Here is a 19,448-nt window from a genome sequence, read left to right as displayed (position 1 = left end):
ATATACAAGTATATTTATTTTATCTTAAAAAACGATTGTAGTCATTTCAATGCTTCAGACTTTTGATTATTTATACAATTCAATGGGGCGGGTCGGTTCCTGTTTTGGCACAACAAATAATTTAGAGTTTTAGTTCATATAAGTTTAAATGATCTATGAAACAATTAATTCTTTTTACAGATAATCATGCAAGAAGGGAGATTCATGTTGCTCGATTACATAAAGATGCTATGATTGAAATCGAAGCTTATATTAAAGAAAAGAGAACGTCAGATTGATATTTTCTTTTCTTTAATATACATAGAGGATACAGGAGGAGTTTTAAAATGAATTTAGCGCAATTTCCTAGAAAGCGATATACACCGACATATACACCAGTCGAGAGATTGGATCATTTTTCTGAAGTTCTTGGGGGCCCATCCATTTACGTTAAACGAGATGATATGCTTGGTCTGACTGCCGGGGGAAATAAAACAAGAAAACTGGAATTCCTTGTTGCCGATGCATTGGAAAAAGGCGCAGATACGTTGATTACATGTGGAGGCATTCAATCCAATCATTGCCGCTTGACACTTGCTGCTGCGGTTAAAGAGAAAATGAAATGCATCCTTGTGTTGGAAGAGGGACTTTCAAGAAATTCAGAGCCGGATTTTAACGGTAACTATTTTCTCTATCATTTATTGGGGGCTGACCAAATTATAGTTGTCCCTAATGGAGCGGACTTAATGCAAGAAATGCAGAAAGTGGCTAAAGAGGTATCAGAGAAAGGACATCGGCCTTACATCATTCCGGTTGGGGGATCCAATGTCATTGGTGCAACGGGATATGTTGCATGCGCACAGGAGATCTTGGCACAGTCCTTTGAGCAAGGCATTGACTTGAAAGCAGTTATTTGTGTAAGCGGCAGCGGGGGAATGCATGCTGGTTTGGCGGCCGGATTTCATGGAAATCAAAGTGGAGTATCGGTAATCGGAATAAACGTAAGCAGAGGTAAAGCTGAACAAGAAGAGAAAGTTTTTCAGCTAGTTAAAGAAACTTTAACGCACATCGGCATTCCAAATTCAATTCCTCGTGAGGATATTACGTGTTTTGATGAGTATGTCGGACCGGGTTATGCTTTGCCTACACTTGAAATGGTGGATGCCGTCAAGCTTATGGCAAGAACGGAAGGGATTTTGCTGGATCCGGTATATACGGGTAAAGCGGCAGCGGGACTCATCGATTTAATCCAAAAAGGGACCTTTAAGCCTGTGGATAACATTCTATTTGTTCATTCTGGTGGAGCTTCATCGTTATACGCCAATACTTCTCTCTTTCATGGATAAAATTTTGAGAAATTCGTTAAGAAATTTCTCACAGTTAATTTATGTGTGTTTCACATTATATAATGTGCTTTGAGTAAGTAATTATCTATCGGAATAGGGGAGGTATTATATGTATATAACAATTTCGGATTTTATTAAAGAATGGAATAAAGAAGCCATACTGACTCAAAATGTTTTGGATAGTTTGACTGATGATTCATTAGGTCAACAAGTTTATCCCGAAGGTCGCACTTTAGGGAGAATTGCGTGGCATTTCACTACGAACATTCCAGATTATCTAGTTCATTTCGGGTTAAAGATAGACAGGATAGAAAGTTCGGAAAACGTTCCATCTTCAGCCCAGGAAATTGCTATCACATTTAAAAATGTAAGTTCTCACGCAGCCAAAATTATTGAACAGCAATGGACAGACGAATCCCTGGAACAAATACAAGAAGCTTTTGGAAGACAGGAAACAAATGCTTCCATTCTTATGGGGCTAATCAAGCATATTGTTCATCATCGCGGACAAGTTACGGTTCTAATGCGTCAAGCAGGAATAAAACCTTCTGGGGTTTATGGACCGCCAAAAGAAGATTGGATTCATCTAGGTGTGCAAAATCCACCACTTTAATTACTTATGCATGCTTAAGTTCCGACCTTTAACAAAAGGGGCCATTGGCGAATAATTAAATCCCAGTTCTCAATTTAATAACTGAGTTAATGATATGTTAAAGCATCCTTTGAAGGGTGCTTTTTTATTTTGCCAATGAAGGGTTTAAATGAAACCAGCTAATTTAGAGGCGATGTTTTAAATGGCATACTACTTGTTTCTCCAATTAAAGCTAATGGAGTAAAAGTAAAAGATGTGTTAGATTCCGTCTTTTCCTTTTGATTAGGCTATGTTAAACCATTAGTGCAGAATAGTTCTTTAATATTATTATTTATAATTATGCTATTATTAGGCCTCCATTTCCTGAACCTCCACCGTAATTGCCACAACCACCGGCATAATTATATCCGTCAATGATTAGGAGTTAAACAAAACTACTATAATGACGAGATCTTCACCAAAACAATTAAAGCTGACTGAAAGTATATAGTTATAGAGCAGGACTTATAAATATCAGTATTTTGTAGAAAAATGTCGTTATTTGCGAATATCATTATCGTCATTTCTGAGATATTATAATATTGAATGAACTTTAACACATTGAAGTGATAATGCAACCTTTATGTCGGTGCTCAACTTAGTGAGTGGGGGAAAAAAATGAGTGTAATCATCGAGAAGAAACGAATGGAAAACTATACTCAAATGGAAGATGAAATATTGGTTGGGAAAATCCATAATGGTGATGAAGATGCACTGGACTTTTTAATCAAAAAATACAGATGTGTCGTTCAATCAAATGCTTTGAAGTATTTTTTAACGGGTGGAGATAAGGAAGACGTATCTCAGGAAGGAATGATTGGACTATATAAGGCCATTCGAGACTACAAGAATGGCAAAAAGTCCTCTTTCCGATCATTTGCGGAACTGTGCATTACAAGACAAATCATAACGGCTGTTAAAGCGGCTATTCGCCAAAAGCATTCTCCCTTAAATAATTATGTTTCATTTTATACGCCTATCTATCAAGGGGAGTCGGAACAGGCCCTAATTGATCTAATCCCTGAACAGAGACAAAATGACCCAGTCACGATCTTAATAAAATCAGAAGAAATTTGCGATATTGAGCTGATTTTAACGGAAGTACTTAGTGAGTTGGAAAGTAGTGTTGTGGAATTGTACTTGGAAGGAAAAACTTATTTTGAAATATCAAAGGAACTTAATGTTCAAAAAAAGACGATTGATAATGCACTTCAGCGGGTAAAAAGGAAGTTGGAGCGGTACTTCGAGTCCAGAAGAGTGGAAGAATAATAACAATCATTCTTTAAACTTTCGGTCATTATTAATTTGTAAAATAACATTTAAACAATTAATAGAATAGATAAAAGTACTTGTTAAAGCATTTTCCTGGTAATGGAGCAGTTAGTGCAGTGCTATCCTATGGAAAATAAAATCCCTCTAGGTAACATGCCGATAAAAAATTCTCTGAGTATAACCAAAAAAAGCCCAACTGAAAAACATGGGCTTTTTACTATGTTCATTTTTTTAATTCACTCTTTTCAATTGGAGATTATACCTCAATGTTTCATCGTCTGAATATAATTTGTATCCAAGTCCGTCACTGTAATTGAGGAAGACTTTATCCGGAAGATGCTTTTTAGACTCACTTGAAATTAATATGGGGACTCCAGCAATTATGAATCTCTCATCATCTTCGTTCTTATTATCAATGTTCAATTCATGTTCCACATAAATTGAACAGCTCCCAACATAAATGGCTTCGATACGAACACCTTCATTCTCTTTATAATTCACTTTTAATAGTTGTTCAATCGCTGCTTCTTTAATCTCAATATTCATAAAACCCGCTCCCATATTATTTTTTATCTATACAATCCCCTATTTATTCGTATACCCAATTGTTTATAAGTTAATGTGCATAAGAATGTTTATTAAGTATAATAAAGCCGATGTTCCCGGTCATCAGGCTTATGATTGTTTAATAAAATCACAAATAAGTTCAAACACCATGTGTCTGTAACTCATCTTTGGAATAGCTTTCTTTGCAATGATTAGCCTATAGACTTTGCTTTCATAGGCCATTTTTTGTTTAATTCAGTTATAAAAGTCTTGACATTCTTTTTATCTTTCATAATAGGGGAATAGACGTACGAAAGCGTTCTGTTGAAGGATTCATTTTTTACCTGAATAATAGAAAGAATTTTATTTTGTACATCCCTTTCAATGACACTTCGGGAAAGCAGAGCCAGCCCTACGCCGTTTTTTATAAGTGTTTCTTTAATTCCTTGATTACTGCTTATGGTGAGTATCGATTTAATTTTCAAACCATTTGAACGTATGACGTGGTTAAGGTATTCACGTGTGCCAGATCCAACTTCCCTAGTTACCCATGCTTGGTCATGTAAATCAGTAATCTCCACTTCGTCTTTATTAGCGAGTGCATGATTGTTAGAAGACACAATGAATAGCTCATCTTGCATGAAGGGGTGAACAGAAAGCTCTTTTTCATTGGTTTGGCCTTCGATTAAACCAATATCCACTTTGTATAGCCGAACGGCTTGAACGATTTCTTCCGTGTTACCGATTACGACTTGAAGTTCAAGTTCAGGATAGTCCTCTTGAAGGTCGATGAGTAAAGAAGGAAGGATATACTCTCCTATTGTAAAACTTGCCCCTATCTTCAATTCACCCTTAATGGAACTATCGTGTTCCTGAATGTCTTGTCTGGTCTGTTCATAGATTGTGATCATTTGCTTGGCCCGGTCGTAAAGAATTTCTCCCGTCAAGGTGACTTTTAGGAATTTAGGAGAACGGAGAAATAATTTGGTTTGGAACTCTTCTTCTAATTTTTTTATATGCAAACTTACACTTGGTTGCGACATAAGAAGCATTTCTGCTGTTTTAGTAAAATTCTTGACTTCCACAAGGGTCACAAATGTTTTTAGAGCATCATAGTACATAGAAATTTCTCCTTATTATTAATATTCTTAATAGTTATAATAAATTATATATATTTTACTAATGATGCGCCTTCTAGTAAAGTTTTAATGAGAAACTTATTTTAGGAAAAGTATAAGCTGGGGAAGGTTAAAGTCCTTTATAATATAACCTTATTTTTTATTTGTAGCGTGCTATGAATCTATATGACTGTATTTTCAATTTTTTTTGGAGTCAAAACCGACTTCGTCTATAGGAGTAAACGAGTTAATGATTTTATGGATGGAAATAAAAATGTTTAACCCAATCGTTATACCTAAGAGTCAACTAAGATAAGTTAATATCCCTTTGTGAGGTGGAAATCGTGCAACTTCAGGTAAGTAACAGTCCCTTTAATCATGAGCAGGCAGAGCTACTTAACAGCCTTCTGCCTAGCTTGACAGAAACACAAAAAGTTTGGTTGAGCGGTTATCTGACTGCATCTTTGTCAGTTTCGAATATGAGTTCAGCCGAAGCTCCGGTATTGGAAGCTCAAAGCAGCGGAAAGACAGTATCAAAAGAGGTGACCATTCTTTATGGTTCACAGTCGGGCAATGCTCAAGGGCTGGCAGAAAATGCGGCGAGTAAGCTTGAGGGTAATGGCTTTCAGGTTACCCTTTCATCCATGAGTGACTTTAAAGTCAACAATTTGAAAAAAGTCCAAAATCTCCTTATTTCCGTTAGCACGCATGGTGAAGGTGATCCGCCGGATAATACATTGTCCTTCCATGAGTATCTTCATGGCAGGAGGGCACCAAGCCTCGAAGGTCTCCGCTTTTCAGTATTGGCGCTTGGGGATAGCTCATATGAGTTTTTCTGTGAAACGGGAAAACAATTCGATAAACGCTTGGAGGAACTAGGAGGAACACGGTTATTTCCGCGAATGGACTGCGACCTTGATTATGATGAGCCTGCTAGCGAATGGCTGGAAGGAGTCATTTCTAGTTTAAATGAAGGGCAAGGCAGTACTGTTGCTGCAGTTCCCGCAACGATGGCTTCAGTAGGTGAACAAACGTATTCAAGAACAAATCCGTTTAAAGCGGAAGTGCTTGAAAATATAAACTTGAACGGCCGTGGCTCCAATAAAGAGACACATCATCTTGAGTTATCTCTAGAGGGCTCAGGTCTTACATTCGAACCGGGTGACAGCCTTGGTGTTTATCCGAAAAATGATTCGGATTTAGTGGATATGCTTCTTACGGAACTCAATTGGGACCCTGAAGAAACCGTGAAGGTCAATAAGCAGGGAGACCTTCGGCAGCTTAGGGAATCGCTCATCTCCGATTTTGAAATCACGGTTTTGACAAAATCGCTCATTGAACAAGCGGCCCAGCTTTCAGGTAACGAGGATTTAAAGGAGCTTTTAGAGCCTGGTAATGAAGAAAAGTTAAAAGAATATCGTGAAGGCCGTGATTTGCTTGATTTTGTCCGTGATTTTGGCTCATGGGGTGAATCGGCGCAAGAGTTCGTATCGATACTCCGGAAAATGCCAGCCCGTCTATATTCGATTGCGAATAGCTTATCCGCATATCCGGATGAAGTGCATTTGACAATAGGAGCTGTCCGGTATGAAAGTCACGGACGAGAAAGAAACGGTGTCTGCTCCATTTTATGTGCGGACCGATTACAGCCTGGGGACATGCTGCCTGTATACATTCAGCATAACCAGAATTTCAAGCAGCCGAAGAACCCAGACACTCCAATAATCATGGTTGGACCGGGAACGGGCATAGCTCCGTTCAGATCGTTTATCCAAGATCGCGAAGAATCGGAAGCGAAAGGGAAAACGTGGCTCTTTTTCGGCGATCAGCATTTCGTGACGGATTTCCTTTATCAGACTGAATGGCAAAAGTGGTTGAAAACAGGCGTACTTACGAAAATGGATGTTGCCTTTTCACGTGATACTGATGAAAAAGTATATGTTCAAAACCGGATGCGCGAGCACAGCGGGGAATTATACGAATGGCTTCAAGAAGGGGCAGCTGTATACATTTGCGGTGACGAGAAAAACATGGCACATGACGTCCATAATACGCTTATTGAGATCATTGAAAAAGAAGGCAATATGAGCCATGCTGATGCGCAAGCTTATCTTGACGAAATGCAACAGAATAAACGCTATCAACGTGATGTGTACTGAAATTTGGATGAAAAGGAGATAACAACATGGTGAAAACACTATTAAAAGCACCAGAAGGACCGCCTAGTGATGTTGAGCAAATTAAAGAGAAAAGCGATTATTTGCGAGGTACACTTGGAAAAGTGATGCAGGATCGGATTAGTGCCGGTATTCCGGATGATGACAATCGACTAATGAAACATCACGGCAGTTATTTGCAGGATGACCGGGATCTACGCAATGAGCGTCAGAAACAAAAACTTGAGCCTGCCTATCAGTTTATGTTGCGTGTCCGCATGCCCGGCGGGGTGGCGCAGCCTTCCCAATGGCTTGTTATGGATGACCTTGCTCAGAAATATGGAAACGGAACCTTGAAATTGACAACAAGACAGACGTTTCAAATGCATGGTATTTTAAAATGGAATATGAAAAAAACCATTCAGGAAATCCATGCTTCCATGCTGGATACCATCGCTGCATGCGGTGATGTAAACCGGAACGTAATGTGCAATTCGATTCCATTTCAATCCGAAATTCATTCCGAAGTATATGAATGGTCGAAAAAATTGAGTGATTATCTTTTGCCACGTACAAGGGCGTACCATGAAATCTGGCTGGATGAAGAAAAAGTGGTTGGTACTCCTGAAGTGGAGGAAGTCGAACCAATGTATGGTAAGCTTTATTTGCCAAGGAAGTTTAAAATAGGCATAGCCGTTCCTCCATCCAATGACATTGATGTTTACTCCCAGGATCTTGGCTTCATCGCAATTGTTGAAAATGGAAAACTCGTTGGTTTTAATGTGGCGATCGGCGGCGGTATGGGAATGACCCACGGTGACAAGGCGACATATCCTCAACTAGCCAAAGTAATCGGCTTTTGCCAGCCAGACAAAATACTGGATGTGGCTGAAAAAATCATTACGATTCAGCGAGATTACGGAAACCGTTCCGTACGGAAAAATGCACGGTTCAAGTATACGGTTGACAGGCTTGGGCTAAAAGCGGTAAAGGCTGAATTGGAAAATCGTCTAGGATGGAATCTGGGGGAAGCGAGAACTTATCATTTTGATAATAATGGTGACCGCTATGGATGGGTAAAAGGCATGCAAGGAAAATGGCATTTTACACTATTTGTCGAGGGTGGCCGAATTGCCGATATCAATGATTACAAGCTGATGACCGGTTTGCGTGAAATCGCAAAGATCCATACGGGTGATTTCCGTTTGACGGCCAATCAAAACCTTATCATTGCAGATGTGTCAAGTCAGCAAAAGAAAAAGATCATCGAATTGCTTGAAACATACGGTTTGACGGATGGTGCACATCATTCGGCACTCCGACGCAGCTCGATTGCATGTGTGGCGCTTCCAACATGTGGGTTGGCAATGGCCGAAGCAGAGCGTTATTTGCCGGTTCTGCTTGATAAAGTCGAGGAGATCGTTGATGAAAACGGCTTAAGGAACGAAGAAATCACGATTCGCATGACCGGTTGCCCGAATGGCTGTGCCCGGCATGCACTCGGGGAAATTGGTTTTATCGGTAAGGCACCTGGCAAATATAATATGTATCTCGGTGCTGCCTTCGACGGAAGCCGATTAAGCAAAATGTACCGTGAAAACATCGGTGAAGAAGAGATATTAAAAGAATTGCGTGTACTTCTTTCCCGATATGCAAAAGAACGTCAGCAAGGAGAGCATTTCGGAGACTTTGTCATCAATGCGGGCATTGTTAAAGAAGTGACGGATGGAATGAATTTTCATGATTGATTAAATGCAGCGAGAGACAGGTATAATTTCCTGTCTCTTTTTGTATTCAATAGTTTTCCGGAGTGCAATGATAAGAATGGTAACTAAGCCTGGAACACCGGTATTGAAACATGACCATTCACTCTCATCGTCTATTTTTTTGACTTGCTGTTATTTTTATAGGCTACCTCTGCTTCAATCTCAATAAGATAATCCGGCGAAACCAGACTTTGCACCCCTACTGTAGAACGAGCGGTTTTTACTGGATTTTCCTTTGTATTAAAGAACAAAGCATAGGCATCAAACCAACCTTGATAATCTGGTTTATCTCCTTTGTTTGGATCTGGTGCGACATACACACGCAAATAGGTTACATCAGCGAGGGAAAGTCCTTTAGTTTTCAAATCTGCTTTTAAATTTTCTAAGATTCCGATTGCCTGCCTTTCTGTATTGCCATATCTCTCATAAGTGGTTTTTCCATTCTTGTTTAAAAGAGGAGGGACTGTTCCGCTAAACAATAACCGGTTATAACTTTGAGGTACAGCAACTGAACTGGAAATCGCAGAAGATGTGGAGCCAAAGAAGGTCACTTTATCTGAGTTCAATTCATTTTTATCGTTACCTGCGGAAGCAAAAGTGATTCCTGTGATTAAACTTATACCTAATACTGAAGTAGTAATGACTGATTTCATGTTTTTTTTCATAAAGTCAGCTCCTTATCGAAAAGAATTCCTGAAAATTTATTATTCAGAGACCCCAGTTTGGATGATATTAACTGTAGTTTCTATATGAATGTCCATCTTCGGATAAATCTTTTTCCAATGTTCATAGGTCATTTTTTTATTTTTGGCGTGGTATATTTCTTTTAAGCCAATCGGGTCAAGGGATTTTTTCTGAAAATCTTTAATAAGACGGTTTGCATTCTTGGTTAAATCATTTTCCATTTCCTTTTCAATTTTTTTTATCATCTTTCTATTGGTAAGGTTGTCACTTCGCATGGATTCCTTGATTTGTCCTTTAATTTTGATCTTAATCGTAATGGACGGATTTCGCTCGGAGTTAGATACCTCATAATTTGAACCACTTCGGATACTTTCCACTACGATATCACTTTTCTGCTTGTCTTTTAATTTGAATTTGTAAATTCCCCGTTTATGAAATTGAACTAATGTCTTGAAAATGAACATATCATCCGTTCGAACTTTACTGACCATTTTATTTTCATGAAACAAGGCCACTCCTGAAACTGCAACTTCTTTATTAATTATTTTAAATAAAGGTAGAAACGAATCTCCGCCATCTTCCATGGAGTTTCTTAAAAAAAGATGGAGGTTTGTATCCGGTCCATTCCCTGTTTCAATTTGTTGATTGATCAAGTCTGATAAAAAGATTCCAATATTTACATTCGTATTTGGTGGTTTCGTATTTATTACATCCTTGACCTTTCCTTCAACGATGGCCAAAAAGACCCTGTTTCCAAGTTGAGGCTCACGGTAGAGATAATCGGTCAGTTCTGTTATTCCTATTTCATGTACGATTTTCTCGCTAAATAAAAAGATGCGTGTCTGCCCAAGCTTCACCGGCTTATCCGCTTTTTTGGATACGGTAGCCTGAACATCACTCGTTGTCGTCGATGTTCCAGTTAAGATTTGATACATCCCCATCTTGTCCTGTTGGAAAATAGGGATGACGAACATTCCTTCGATTTTTTTATCCTTCCGTATATCGTAGCCAATGGCTTGGGACATATTGACTTCATCAACCACTCTTGGCTGGGCACAGCTGCAAAGGAGGGAAAAGGCCAAGATGACAAGAAAGAATTTTCTCATAAACGTTTCCTCCTTTTCTTTATATAAATGACGACCAAAAGAAGAGGCAAATATAATGCAAGGAAGAGCACGGCGTATGGATTGATTATTTTATTCAATATATATAGTGAATCTTCATCAAAAACAAATATATTGGTGAGCAGGATAATAATGGACATCGCCCATAATGGATACTTTTGCTGAACATTGAATAAACGCTTGAAACCTCGGCTTGCAGCCCACAAGCAGATGGTCATGTTGGGTATGACAATAATGGCCCACCAAGAAATTTCTATATATTCAAACCGTTGAATAAAGGGCAATTCGACAATGCTGGTCAATGTAAGTGTCGGCCATATAGTCAGTTCCAACTGTTTTTGTGAATAAAAAATCAGTGAAACTAAATAAATGAATACGGTTAATAAGGTTGTTGTTAAGGCCCCTCCATGAGCATATTTTTGTGAAGTTTTAGCATCTTTGATGAACGGATAAAACATCACGATCATTTCAAAACCAAGCAAAGTTAAGGAAGTACTTCTGGTTCCCTTCAGTATATCCAATAGATTGTGGTCGAACATAGGGAGCAAATTGGTGAAATCAGAGTATTTCATGGCATAGAATAGGACAAAGAAAATCCAGTAAGACAAAATGACGCTTAAAAAGGCAATTCCCGTAATTGTACGGAAGCCTCCCGTATTTATATAATAGATCAGAAGCAATAAAACCACTGTAAACGCCCAAGAAGCTGCCTCTGCAAACATCCATACATGTATGACATTTATATAGCTGATAATCATATCCATCCCAAGGATCAAAAAGTAAAGAATGAATAATAGACTGAAAAAATTCCCAATCCATTTTCCGAATGCATGATTATTGGCAGAAATGATATCACCTGGGACGATACTGAATATTTTATATATGATCCAGATCAATATATGAACGATCAGTCCGGCAAGTAGTATCGAAATCCAGCCATCCGTTCCCGCCGACTTTGCTAAAACTCTTTGAAAACTTAAAACGCCTACTCCCGTTTGCATGGAATGCACTAAAAAAAACACATAGAACGGGGATACCTTATACTTTTCATTAACTTCTACTTGGTTCATATAGGACCCTCATTTAAATCATTCATTAAAATCATTTTTTTTGATTCTTGCTTTTTTGGGTGTTGGCTGTCTGGACATATCATCAGGATGTAAATTTTCAGGCCTGGATTTAAAAAGATTATAAGGAAGCCGAACAAAGCTATCTTTCCAATCTTGGATGCGAAATGGATATATGGGTTCAAGGTACGGCTGTCCCATTGACGTTAATTTGATAAGGTGGGTCATCAAAAACACGGCCGTTATGATAATGCCGAGCAACCCCCAAATTTGGGCTCCCACTAAAAAGGGGAACCGCAGTAGCCGTATGGCATTACCCATTTTATAAATTGGCGTAACAAATGATGCCAATGCCGATAGGGCAACGATGATCAATAAGATATTACTGGTCAAACCAGCTACAACGGCCGCTTGACCGATAACGATACCGCCGACGATACCTAATGTTTGACCTACCTTCGTTGGCAGCCTGGCAGCCGCTTCCCGTAATAACTCAATGGAAATCTCTAAGAATAACGCTTCGATCAAAGGCTGAAAAGGTATTAAGTTCCTTGAAGTGACGATCGTTTCCAACAAATCTTTAGGAATCAGTTCATAATGATAGGTCAGCACGGCTACATAAATGGGTGTTGCAAATATGGAAAAAGCGACCGCGAATATCCTTAATAAACGGAAAGCAGATGCCGGAACCCAAGGCATATCATAATCTTCCATGGTGATAAAGTATTCCAACAATATGGTTGGAGTAATAAGTGCAGAGGACGACCTATCGATTAACAAGGCTACTTTACCTTCAGCCAATGCACTTGCGATGCGATCAGGCCTTTCCGTATTTAGAAAAAGGGGAAATAAGGTATTTGAATTATCATATAGCATTTGCGCGAGATGTGACCCGTCCAATATTTCATCAAACTCTACGTCATTGATCCTTTGGATAACATTATCAACATTTTCCTGATTAACGATCCCTTCTATCGATAACACTGCCACTTTCGTTTTAGACAAGGACCCCACAGTCATTTCACTTACTTGCAATCCAGGGATAGGCAGCCTTTTTCTGACTAGATTCAGATTAATATTAATATCCTCGACAAAAGCTTCTTGAGCACTTATGATTCCAAATTCAAGTTCAGGTTTATCAACTTGCCTTCCTTGTTGGGCCGCAACATTGATTAATAGGCATTCATCAAGATTCGCATCTAAACGAAGTGCAATTTCGCCTCTCATGATCCTTTCTTCGATTACAACCTTGGTACTGGTGATTAGTGTATTTGCTATAGGAACGTTCTCTTTAATTTGCTCCAAATTTATCGCTTCCAGAGTGGGTATGACAGAAAGAACACTTTTATGAAGTTCCTGTGCATCAATTAAAGAGCGATAAAAAGAAAGCCAATAGCCTACACCATTATATGTTCCTTGATGGTTTATGAAATCATTGGATGAAGAAAGGGTATTGAATAGATCCCTTACTTCCGAAACCTTATTTAATTCATCATTTTTTTCGTTTGGTTGATTGGTTTTTTTTTTGAACTTTCCGCGGTCAAACAATGCTGTCACCTCTAAACTAAAGCTAGTTATCCTAGCATTTGCAATTTAATTACATATTAACCATTTTGGATTGTTAAGGATGCTCGTACATTCTAAAGAACCTCGGTCTAAAAACTGTCACCAGTTCCTTTTCGAATAAAAAAATTGAAAAAAGAGGAAGCTAAAAATAAACCTCATTTAACCAAAGGAGTTCACTATGGTAAGTAAACCCTTGCATATAAAATTGGATGAAAAGAAGGAAAAATTGAAATCTGAATTGGATATGCAGGCTGATATCGTTTTTAAAGAGATATTCATTCCCGGTTATGAAATTTCAGGATTATTCGTTTTTGTCAATGGAACGATGAATTATCCAGCATTCAATGATATAGTCCTAGATTTATCAGCTGCGCAAGTCGAAACTACGCACCCGGTTTCCATCGAGAAGCTGGTCATTTCCAAAATCTGTTCAGTCAGGGAACAGGATGTTGAAAATTATGAAAAAGCCAAAGAGCAAATTTTTGATGGAAAAACGCTTTTATTTATAGATGGAATGGCGAATGGTTATGTCTTGAATCTGAAAAAGGAGAAAATTAGGACACTTGGTGAACCTTCGACAGAGAGGGTTGTCCGTGGACCGAAGCTAGGGTTTATTGAAAGTCTTCAAGAAAATATCGGCTTGATAAGGCAATATTCAAACCATCCTAACATTATCGTCAAAAAACAGAAGTTAGGGACGCTTGAAAAGCGGGAAGTGGCATTGATCTATTATGAAGGAAAAGCAAGCGATTCTTTGCTAAAAGAAGTGAATAAACGGATAAATGGAGTAAAAGCTACCGATCTCCAAGACTCGGGGATGCTTGAAGAATTAATTGAGGATACATCATTTAGCCCTTTCCCACAGATCCAGAATACGGAGCGTCCGGATAAAGTATTGGCGGCACTGCAGGAGGGAAGGGTGGTCATCATGGTCGACGGCTCACCATTTGCGTTGATGGCACCTACGACGATTACGATGCTGCTGCAGTCACCTGATGATTATTATGAAAGGTGGGTAGCGGGTTCTTTTCTACGTGTCCTTCGTTACTTTTCCTTATTTATTACCGTTTTTCTTTCAGGAATTTATATCTCCTTGGTTTCGTACAACCCTGGATTGCTGCCGACGGAACTAGCAATGACGATCGCGGGTACAAGGGAGAACGTGCCGTTTCCGCCTTTTGTTGAAGCGATCATAATGGAATTGACGATTGAACTGCTTCGTGAAGCAGGCATTCGGCTTCCAGCGCCCATTGGGCAAACGGTTGGGTTGGTTGGTGGTGTCATTATTGGACAAGCAGCCGTTCAAGCCAATATCGTGAGTTCTCTCATGGTCATAATCGTTGCGATTACGACGATTACCTCTTTTACGGTACCACAATATAGCTTTGGACTGGCATTCAGGGCATTAAGGTTCGGAGCGATGATTTTTTCCGCCGTTCTAGGCCTATATGGAACCAGTTTATTCTTTATCATCGTTATCAGCCATTTGTCGAAATTGACCAGCTTTCAAGAACCTTATTTTCAACCAACGGATTTTATAGGTAAAAAGACTTGGAAGGACGCGTTCCTCCGGTTACCGAAGCGGAAAAAGGGGGAGAACTTTCTTGAGCCAAGCAGACGGCAAAATTCTTAGTGGGGAATTGGCCTCGATCATTTCATGCGCTATGTTAGGAGTTGGGATGCTTACGCTTCCAAGGGCGATAACGGAAAAAGTTAATTCATCCGATGGATGGATCGTCTTGATTCTAAATGGGTTCATTATTGCCCTTTTCATATGCCTATTGGTTGTACTGTTAAAAAAACATCAGGTTATAAGCTATTACACATACATGGAGGAGGCATATGGAAAGTGGCTCTCCAAAATTATTGGATTGATCGTCGTGTTTTACTTTATAAGTGTGGCTAGCTTTGAAGTGCTTGCGATGAGTGAAATGGTCCGATTTTATTTGTTGGAGGAAACGCCGGTTGAAATAGTGATGCTCACATTGATTTTAGCGAGTGTCCATCTATTGACAGGCAAAATTAAAGCCATTGCAAAGGTGTGCGTCTTCTTTCTACCTCTGACAATTGTCATCGTTTTGTTCATTTATTTGTTCAGTATTAAAGTAGTCGAGATAAAAAACCTGCAGCCTGTTCTTGGAAAAGGATTTCTCCCTGTGATGAAAGGAATGGGCTCCGGAACTTTGTCTTTTTTTGGAATTGAACTTTTCATTTTTTTGTTTGGCGTCGTTAAAAATCAAAACAAGGTAAAAAGTGGCGTTTTAATCGGTTTTTTCATTCCGATGATATTATATGTGATTACATATGTTCTGGTAGTCGCTACACTGACTGTTCCTGAAGTCAAAGCTGTTACATGGCCTACCATTTCTTTTATTCAATCGTATGAAGTAATAGGGATATTTATAGAGCGTTTGGAGCTGTTTCTCTTAATCACCTGGATTCTTCAGTTCTTTTGTACACATGCAATTTACTATTACTTCGCAGCAGAAGGATTGACGAAAATTTTCAACAATTCATATTCAACGAACCTTATTGTTTTGGTTCCAATCGTTTTTTTTCTCGCCAAAGTCCCTAAAAATACAAACGAGATTTTTAAAATGAGCGATTTGCTGGGCTATGTATTTCCCTTTATATTGTTTGGCTTGCCAATTATTACATTTGCAATCGTTCAATTGAAAAGGAGTGGAAGAAGCGGATGAAAAGATTATGGTTAATCTTGCTTATTCCTTTACTTACAGGCTGTTGGGACAGTCGAAATATTGAAGATTTATCCCTTGTGGTCGGAATGGGAATCGATAATAGTAAAAAGAAAGACGAAATCATGTTAACACAGCAAATTCTGGTACCTCCAGGAAGCAGTGTTCAGGAGAATCAAGCTCAACTAAAATATAAGAATGTTACCGTCAGTGCCAAAACGATGCATGAAGCAATAAGGGATTCTTTGCTCATAACCAATACGGTTTTAACCAATCATCAGCGTATCATGCTCATTAATGAAGATTTATTAAGGGAAATCCCGATGGAAGCGATCATTAATCAGGCAATTCGCGATAATAACACTAGGAGAAGCTGTCTTGTATTTTTAACAAAGAGACCGACAAAAGAAATTTTGGGACTAGGAGACGATGGGGAAATCCCTTCGAATGTAATCTATGAATTGAAAGATAATGATAACAGAACGAATAAGATCCTTCCGCCTTTAACAATGGGAAAAGCTTCCTCAAGTTTGCAATCAGATGGAAGCTTTGCCATTCAGGCCGTTGATATTAGAGGAGGGAAATTAATATTGGAGGGTGCAGGGGTGATCAACAATTCAAAGTTGGTCGGAGTCATGAATGCTGAGGATATAGCCGCTTTAAATTGGTTGAACGGAAAGGTGAAAGGTGGAATAATCGAAACGGTCCAACATGGCAAGCCCTTAAGTGTTGAATTGATCAATAGGACAAGGAGGAAAATCACGACGGAATTGAACGGAGATCATTTGACGATCAATATTGAGGTCGGGTATACAGCAAGACTTTCGGAAGATTGGTATGGTAAGGAAAATTCATTTGAAGAAGCCTATTTAAAAGAGGTTGAGCGTGTTGCCGAAGATGAAGTTAAGAAGGATGTCAAGAAAATCGTATACAAATTACAGCATGAATATAAAACAGGGGTAGCAGGATTGTATCGTTATGTGGAAAATCAGCATCCAAAGTTTTGGGAGAAAAATAAGCAGAAATGGGACGAAGTTTTCAGTAAAGCCGATATTAATTATGATGTGGATTTAAGAGTCATAGACTTCGGTTCAAAAGGAGGGATAAAGTGATTGGTCAAAAGAAGAAAAACCTTCCAAAGGGAAGGTTTTTTGTCAAGTGCTCTTTAGTTGAGTCATGGTCAAATAAGGAAAAGTCCCTTCATTTATAAGGGCCCATCGAACGTTCTAGGAAGATTCGTCACTTCATGTGCAACCCTTATGGCGGATTGAATGGCTCCTTCAATCCATGCTGGTACAGTTGATGTATGCTCACCAGCGAAGTGGACCCTTCCTTCAGGGGTTGGAATGTATGGAAACAAGTCCGTTTCCTGACCAGGTTTAAACATGGAGAAAGCGCCGAAAGCATACTGATTCAGTGTCCAGCTATAAGAAGCTCCTGATAAAAAATGATCATATACTTGTTTTCCATGGACCACTTCCAAATTTTTCAATGCTTGTTGTAAACGATCTCTTTCTGGGAGAATATCCCATAAGGTGGCATCATCTTCCCATGTATAACTTGCTAGGATGATGCCTGATTCACTCTGGTTACTCGTTTGGCTGGGGTAATAAGAAAATCTAATGGGTAAATCGGTCGTCAGTTTACCGCCGAAGATTCCTTCCTTTTCCCAAAACCTATGTGTGAACTGAAGTCCAATTTTTGTGGAAGCAGCATAATGGAGTTCTCTTATTGCCTTCCACTTATTATGGGAAAAGGAATTCCGGGGTTCAATATCTATAAATTGCAGCAATTGAAGAGGGATAGTTACGATGGCAAGGTCACCGGTGACCGTTAAGGGTCTATTGCTTTGAGTATGTTTAGAATGGATGGTAACTTGATTATCATGTTGGACGATCTTTGTCACTTCATATCTGAAGTTAAGATTATCCTTCAATTCCGGAAGAAAAGCATAAGGTAGCCGGTCGTTTCCTCCCTCGATTGCATAAAAATTAATGTCCGGATTAAAAAGCGGCATAAGCTCCCGAAGAATGGCCGGAAAAGAAAGTTCAGGGAATCCTTCTAAACCCATTAGGACTTTGATGCTTTCAATCGCCCCCGTGGATAGACTAATCCCTACAGGATTGTACTGCAAAAAGAAGCTCATGGAGTATTTATCAAATTCTTTAATGACTATTTCCCAATTTCTACGTGGGTTTTGAATGATGAAGTCAGTCACTGGCTTAATTGCCATGTTGAGTAATTCTTCAGCTGTTTTGCCTCTTTCATGGGGAGCTACAGGGTACCTCAGTATATCCGGGTTCCGTTGATATATGGCAGCAGTCGTCTTGATTCCATTGGCATAAATGGGATCATTAGGGGTCGCATTCACAAAAGTGTTGACTCGTAAACCATACTTCTTGATGTATTCAGCAACTAAGTAATGATAATTCGGGATGCGCATGGCACCGGCTTCAAGGTAGGAACCGTTTGTAAATGGTTCCCGTATGGTCAAAACACGCCCTCCGACCCTCCCGGATGCTTCGAATATCGTTACATCATGCCCCGCTTGTTTTAAAAGGGATGCTGCAACCAACCCAGACATGCCGGCACCAATGATAATGATTTTTTTGGGGATCTGGGAAGGCCCCAGGCCATTTCTGATAACAGCAAGCATTTGATCGGGTGAAAGCGGATCTTTGAAAAAGGACAAAGTGTTTTTCTCCTCTCTTGTTACACTTTCTATATGGGATTTAAGCTATCTTATTCCTATTGGGTCACCATTTATGAAGGATCTTCAATAATTTGTCATGATTGATTATTGCTATCATATTCCTTTAGGTTTATCCTTTATGTGGAATACTCGATTATTAGATAATTTAAGATTCAGAAGATGAATAAGCTGATTGATGCCATTTTTTTCGGAGGCTAACTATCTAAAACTACGATTTATGACGGAGCTGAATTTAATTTAGAAAATTAGAGTAGCAGTGTTCAGCTTTTTTGAACAATGGGATGAAATAACGAAGAATGCTATTCGCAACCTTATTTCGGAAAAACGCACCAATCTATATATATCAATAAAAGTTGATTAAGCAATAAAAAAGTGGATAACTGAGGCAATTATCGTTCTTTGTCTTTTGAAACCAAACGCTAATTAGCATAACAATTTGAGTTAGTATAGTTTCATATATTTTAGCAAGTGCGCATAGAACAGTGTTGATTAGTTAAAAAAGGTTTTAGGCTCCTGACCTATGAATTAATTTATTTATACTTGGTGGGGGATATCACTATTATTATCATTCGTAAAAGTGCTAATTCCTGAACATATAAAAAAAACTCTATTCTATGATAGAGTTTTCAGACTGTAGACAAACTCGATGAAAATCGAGTTTGTCTATTTTTATGGCTTGTACAATTTGGACGTTGATTGGAACGTAGGGCACTCGCTTTCCGCGGGCGGTCGGGGAGCCTCCTCGGCTTTCGCCTGCGGGGTCTCCCCTAGACGCGCTTTTCCC

At 39.0% G+C, this 19,448-nt stretch carries 15 protein-coding genes; 8 read left to right on the top strand and 7 right to left on the bottom strand.

Annotated features, from left to right (window positions below; translation table 11 throughout):
• The first annotated feature begins 326 nt into the window (after positions 1–326).
• The 3 genes from cuyA to sigH all read left to right on the top strand — a co-directional run bounded on the left by cuyA (position 327) and on the right by sigH (position 3,225).
• Entirely contained in the window at positions 327–1,325 is a 999-nt protein-coding gene (cuyA, locus tag ACFX4I_RS04490; RefSeq protein ID WP_377419356.1) for a D-cysteate sulfo-lyase, read from the top strand.
• Positions 1,326–1,434: 109 nt separating this feature from the next.
• On the top strand, positions 1,435–1,938 hold the full coding sequence (locus tag ACFX4I_RS04485; protein ID WP_377419354.1) for a DinB family protein: 504 nt from the start codon (positions 1,435–1,437) through the stop codon (positions 1,936–1,938).
• Between the two features lie 636 nt (positions 1,939–2,574).
• Complete coding sequence (gene sigH / locus ACFX4I_RS04480; RefSeq protein WP_377419352.1) at positions 2,575–3,225, top strand: RNA polymerase sporulation sigma factor SigH; 651 nt, start codon at positions 2,575–2,577, stop codon at positions 3,223–3,225.
• 234 nt (positions 3,226–3,459) lie between these two features.
• Here the strand turns inward: sigH and ACFX4I_RS04475 are convergent, their stop codons facing one another.
• On the bottom strand, positions 3,460–3,774 hold the full coding sequence (locus ACFX4I_RS04475) for an iron-sulfur cluster biosynthesis family protein (protein WP_309519027.1): 315 nt from the start codon (positions 3,772–3,774) through the stop codon (positions 3,460–3,462).
• Between the two features lie 212 nt (positions 3,775–3,986).
• Entirely contained in the window at positions 3,987–4,895 is a 909-nt protein-coding gene (locus ACFX4I_RS04470) for a LysR family transcriptional regulator (RefSeq protein ID WP_377419349.1), read from the bottom strand.
• Between the two features lie 341 nt (positions 4,896–5,236).
• Here ACFX4I_RS04470 and ACFX4I_RS04465 point away from each other — a divergent pair, with 341 nt between their 5' ends.
• Positions 5,237–7,051 carry an assimilatory sulfite reductase (NADPH) flavoprotein subunit gene (locus ACFX4I_RS04465; protein ID WP_377419347.1) on the top strand — a complete coding sequence of 605 codons (1,815 nt, stop codon included), beginning with the start codon at positions 5,237–5,239 and terminating at the stop codon, positions 7,049–7,051.
• A 26-nt stretch (positions 7,052–7,077) separates the two neighbouring features.
• On the top strand, positions 7,078–8,796 hold the full coding sequence (gene cysI / locus ACFX4I_RS04460; RefSeq protein WP_377419345.1) for an assimilatory sulfite reductase (NADPH) hemoprotein subunit: 1,719 nt from the start codon (positions 7,078–7,080) through the stop codon (positions 8,794–8,796).
• 131 nt (positions 8,797–8,927) lie between these two features.
• Here cysI and ACFX4I_RS04455 read toward each other — a convergent pair whose 3' ends face one another.
• The 4 genes from ACFX4I_RS04455 to ACFX4I_RS04440 are packed head-to-tail and all read right to left on the bottom strand — an operon-like array spanning position 8,928 to position 13,237.
• Positions 8,928–9,479: a Rid family hydrolase gene (locus tag ACFX4I_RS04455; RefSeq protein WP_230302181.1), complete on the bottom strand. Its 552-nt coding sequence runs from the start codon at positions 9,477–9,479 to the stop codon at positions 8,928–8,930.
• A gap of 39 nt (positions 9,480–9,518) precedes the next feature.
• On the bottom strand, positions 9,519–10,604 hold the full coding sequence (locus ACFX4I_RS04450) for a Ger(x)C family spore germination protein (protein ID WP_230302182.1): 1,086 nt from the start codon (positions 10,602–10,604) through the stop codon (positions 9,519–9,521).
• Positions 10,601–11,692, bottom strand: coding sequence for a GerAB/ArcD/ProY family transporter (locus ACFX4I_RS04445; RefSeq protein WP_377419343.1), 1,092 nt, complete (start codon positions 11,690–11,692; stop codon positions 10,601–10,603). The genes ACFX4I_RS04450 and ACFX4I_RS04445 overlap by 4 nt, the downstream gene beginning before the upstream one ends.
• Before the next feature lie 18 nt (positions 11,693–11,710).
• A complete protein-coding gene (locus tag ACFX4I_RS04440) occupies positions 11,711–13,237 on the bottom strand; it encodes a spore germination protein (protein ID WP_377419341.1) in 1,527 nt (508 codons plus the stop codon).
• A 196-nt stretch (positions 13,238–13,433) separates the two neighbouring features.
• Here ACFX4I_RS04440 and ACFX4I_RS04435 point away from each other — a divergent pair, with 196 nt between their 5' ends.
• From ACFX4I_RS04435 to ACFX4I_RS04425, 3 genes are read left to right on the top strand one after another with little or no spacing between them, the layout of a single operon-like run.
• A complete protein-coding gene (locus ACFX4I_RS04435; RefSeq protein WP_377419339.1) occupies positions 13,434–14,888 on the top strand; it encodes a spore germination protein in 1,455 nt (484 codons plus the stop codon).
• Positions 14,860–15,954: a GerAB/ArcD/ProY family transporter gene (locus ACFX4I_RS04430; RefSeq protein ID WP_230302186.1), complete on the top strand. Its 1,095-nt coding sequence runs from the start codon at positions 14,860–14,862 to the stop codon at positions 15,952–15,954. The genes ACFX4I_RS04435 and ACFX4I_RS04430 overlap by 29 nt, the downstream gene beginning before the upstream one ends.
• The gene (locus ACFX4I_RS04425; RefSeq protein ID WP_377419337.1) at positions 15,951–17,063 is read left to right on the top strand and encodes a Ger(x)C family spore germination protein; all 1,113 of its coding nucleotides are present in this window, start codon (positions 15,951–15,953) and stop codon (positions 17,061–17,063) included. Before ACFX4I_RS04430 ends, ACFX4I_RS04425 begins: the two co-directional genes overlap by 4 nt.
• 92 nt (positions 17,064–17,155) lie before the next feature.
• Here ACFX4I_RS04425 and ACFX4I_RS04420 read toward each other — a convergent pair whose 3' ends face one another.
• On the bottom strand, positions 17,156–18,607 hold the full coding sequence (locus ACFX4I_RS04420) for a flavin monoamine oxidase family protein (RefSeq protein WP_377419548.1): 1,452 nt from the start codon (positions 18,605–18,607) through the stop codon (positions 17,156–17,158).
• Positions 18,608–19,448: the final 841 nt, after the last annotated feature.

Source organism: Peribacillus sp. YIM B13472 (assembly GCF_042788005.1).
GTDB classification, from domain to species: Bacteria; Bacillota; Bacilli; order Bacillales; family DSM-1321; genus Peribacillus; species Peribacillus simplex_E.
This window is presented reverse-complemented; position numbering and strand designations above follow the sequence as displayed.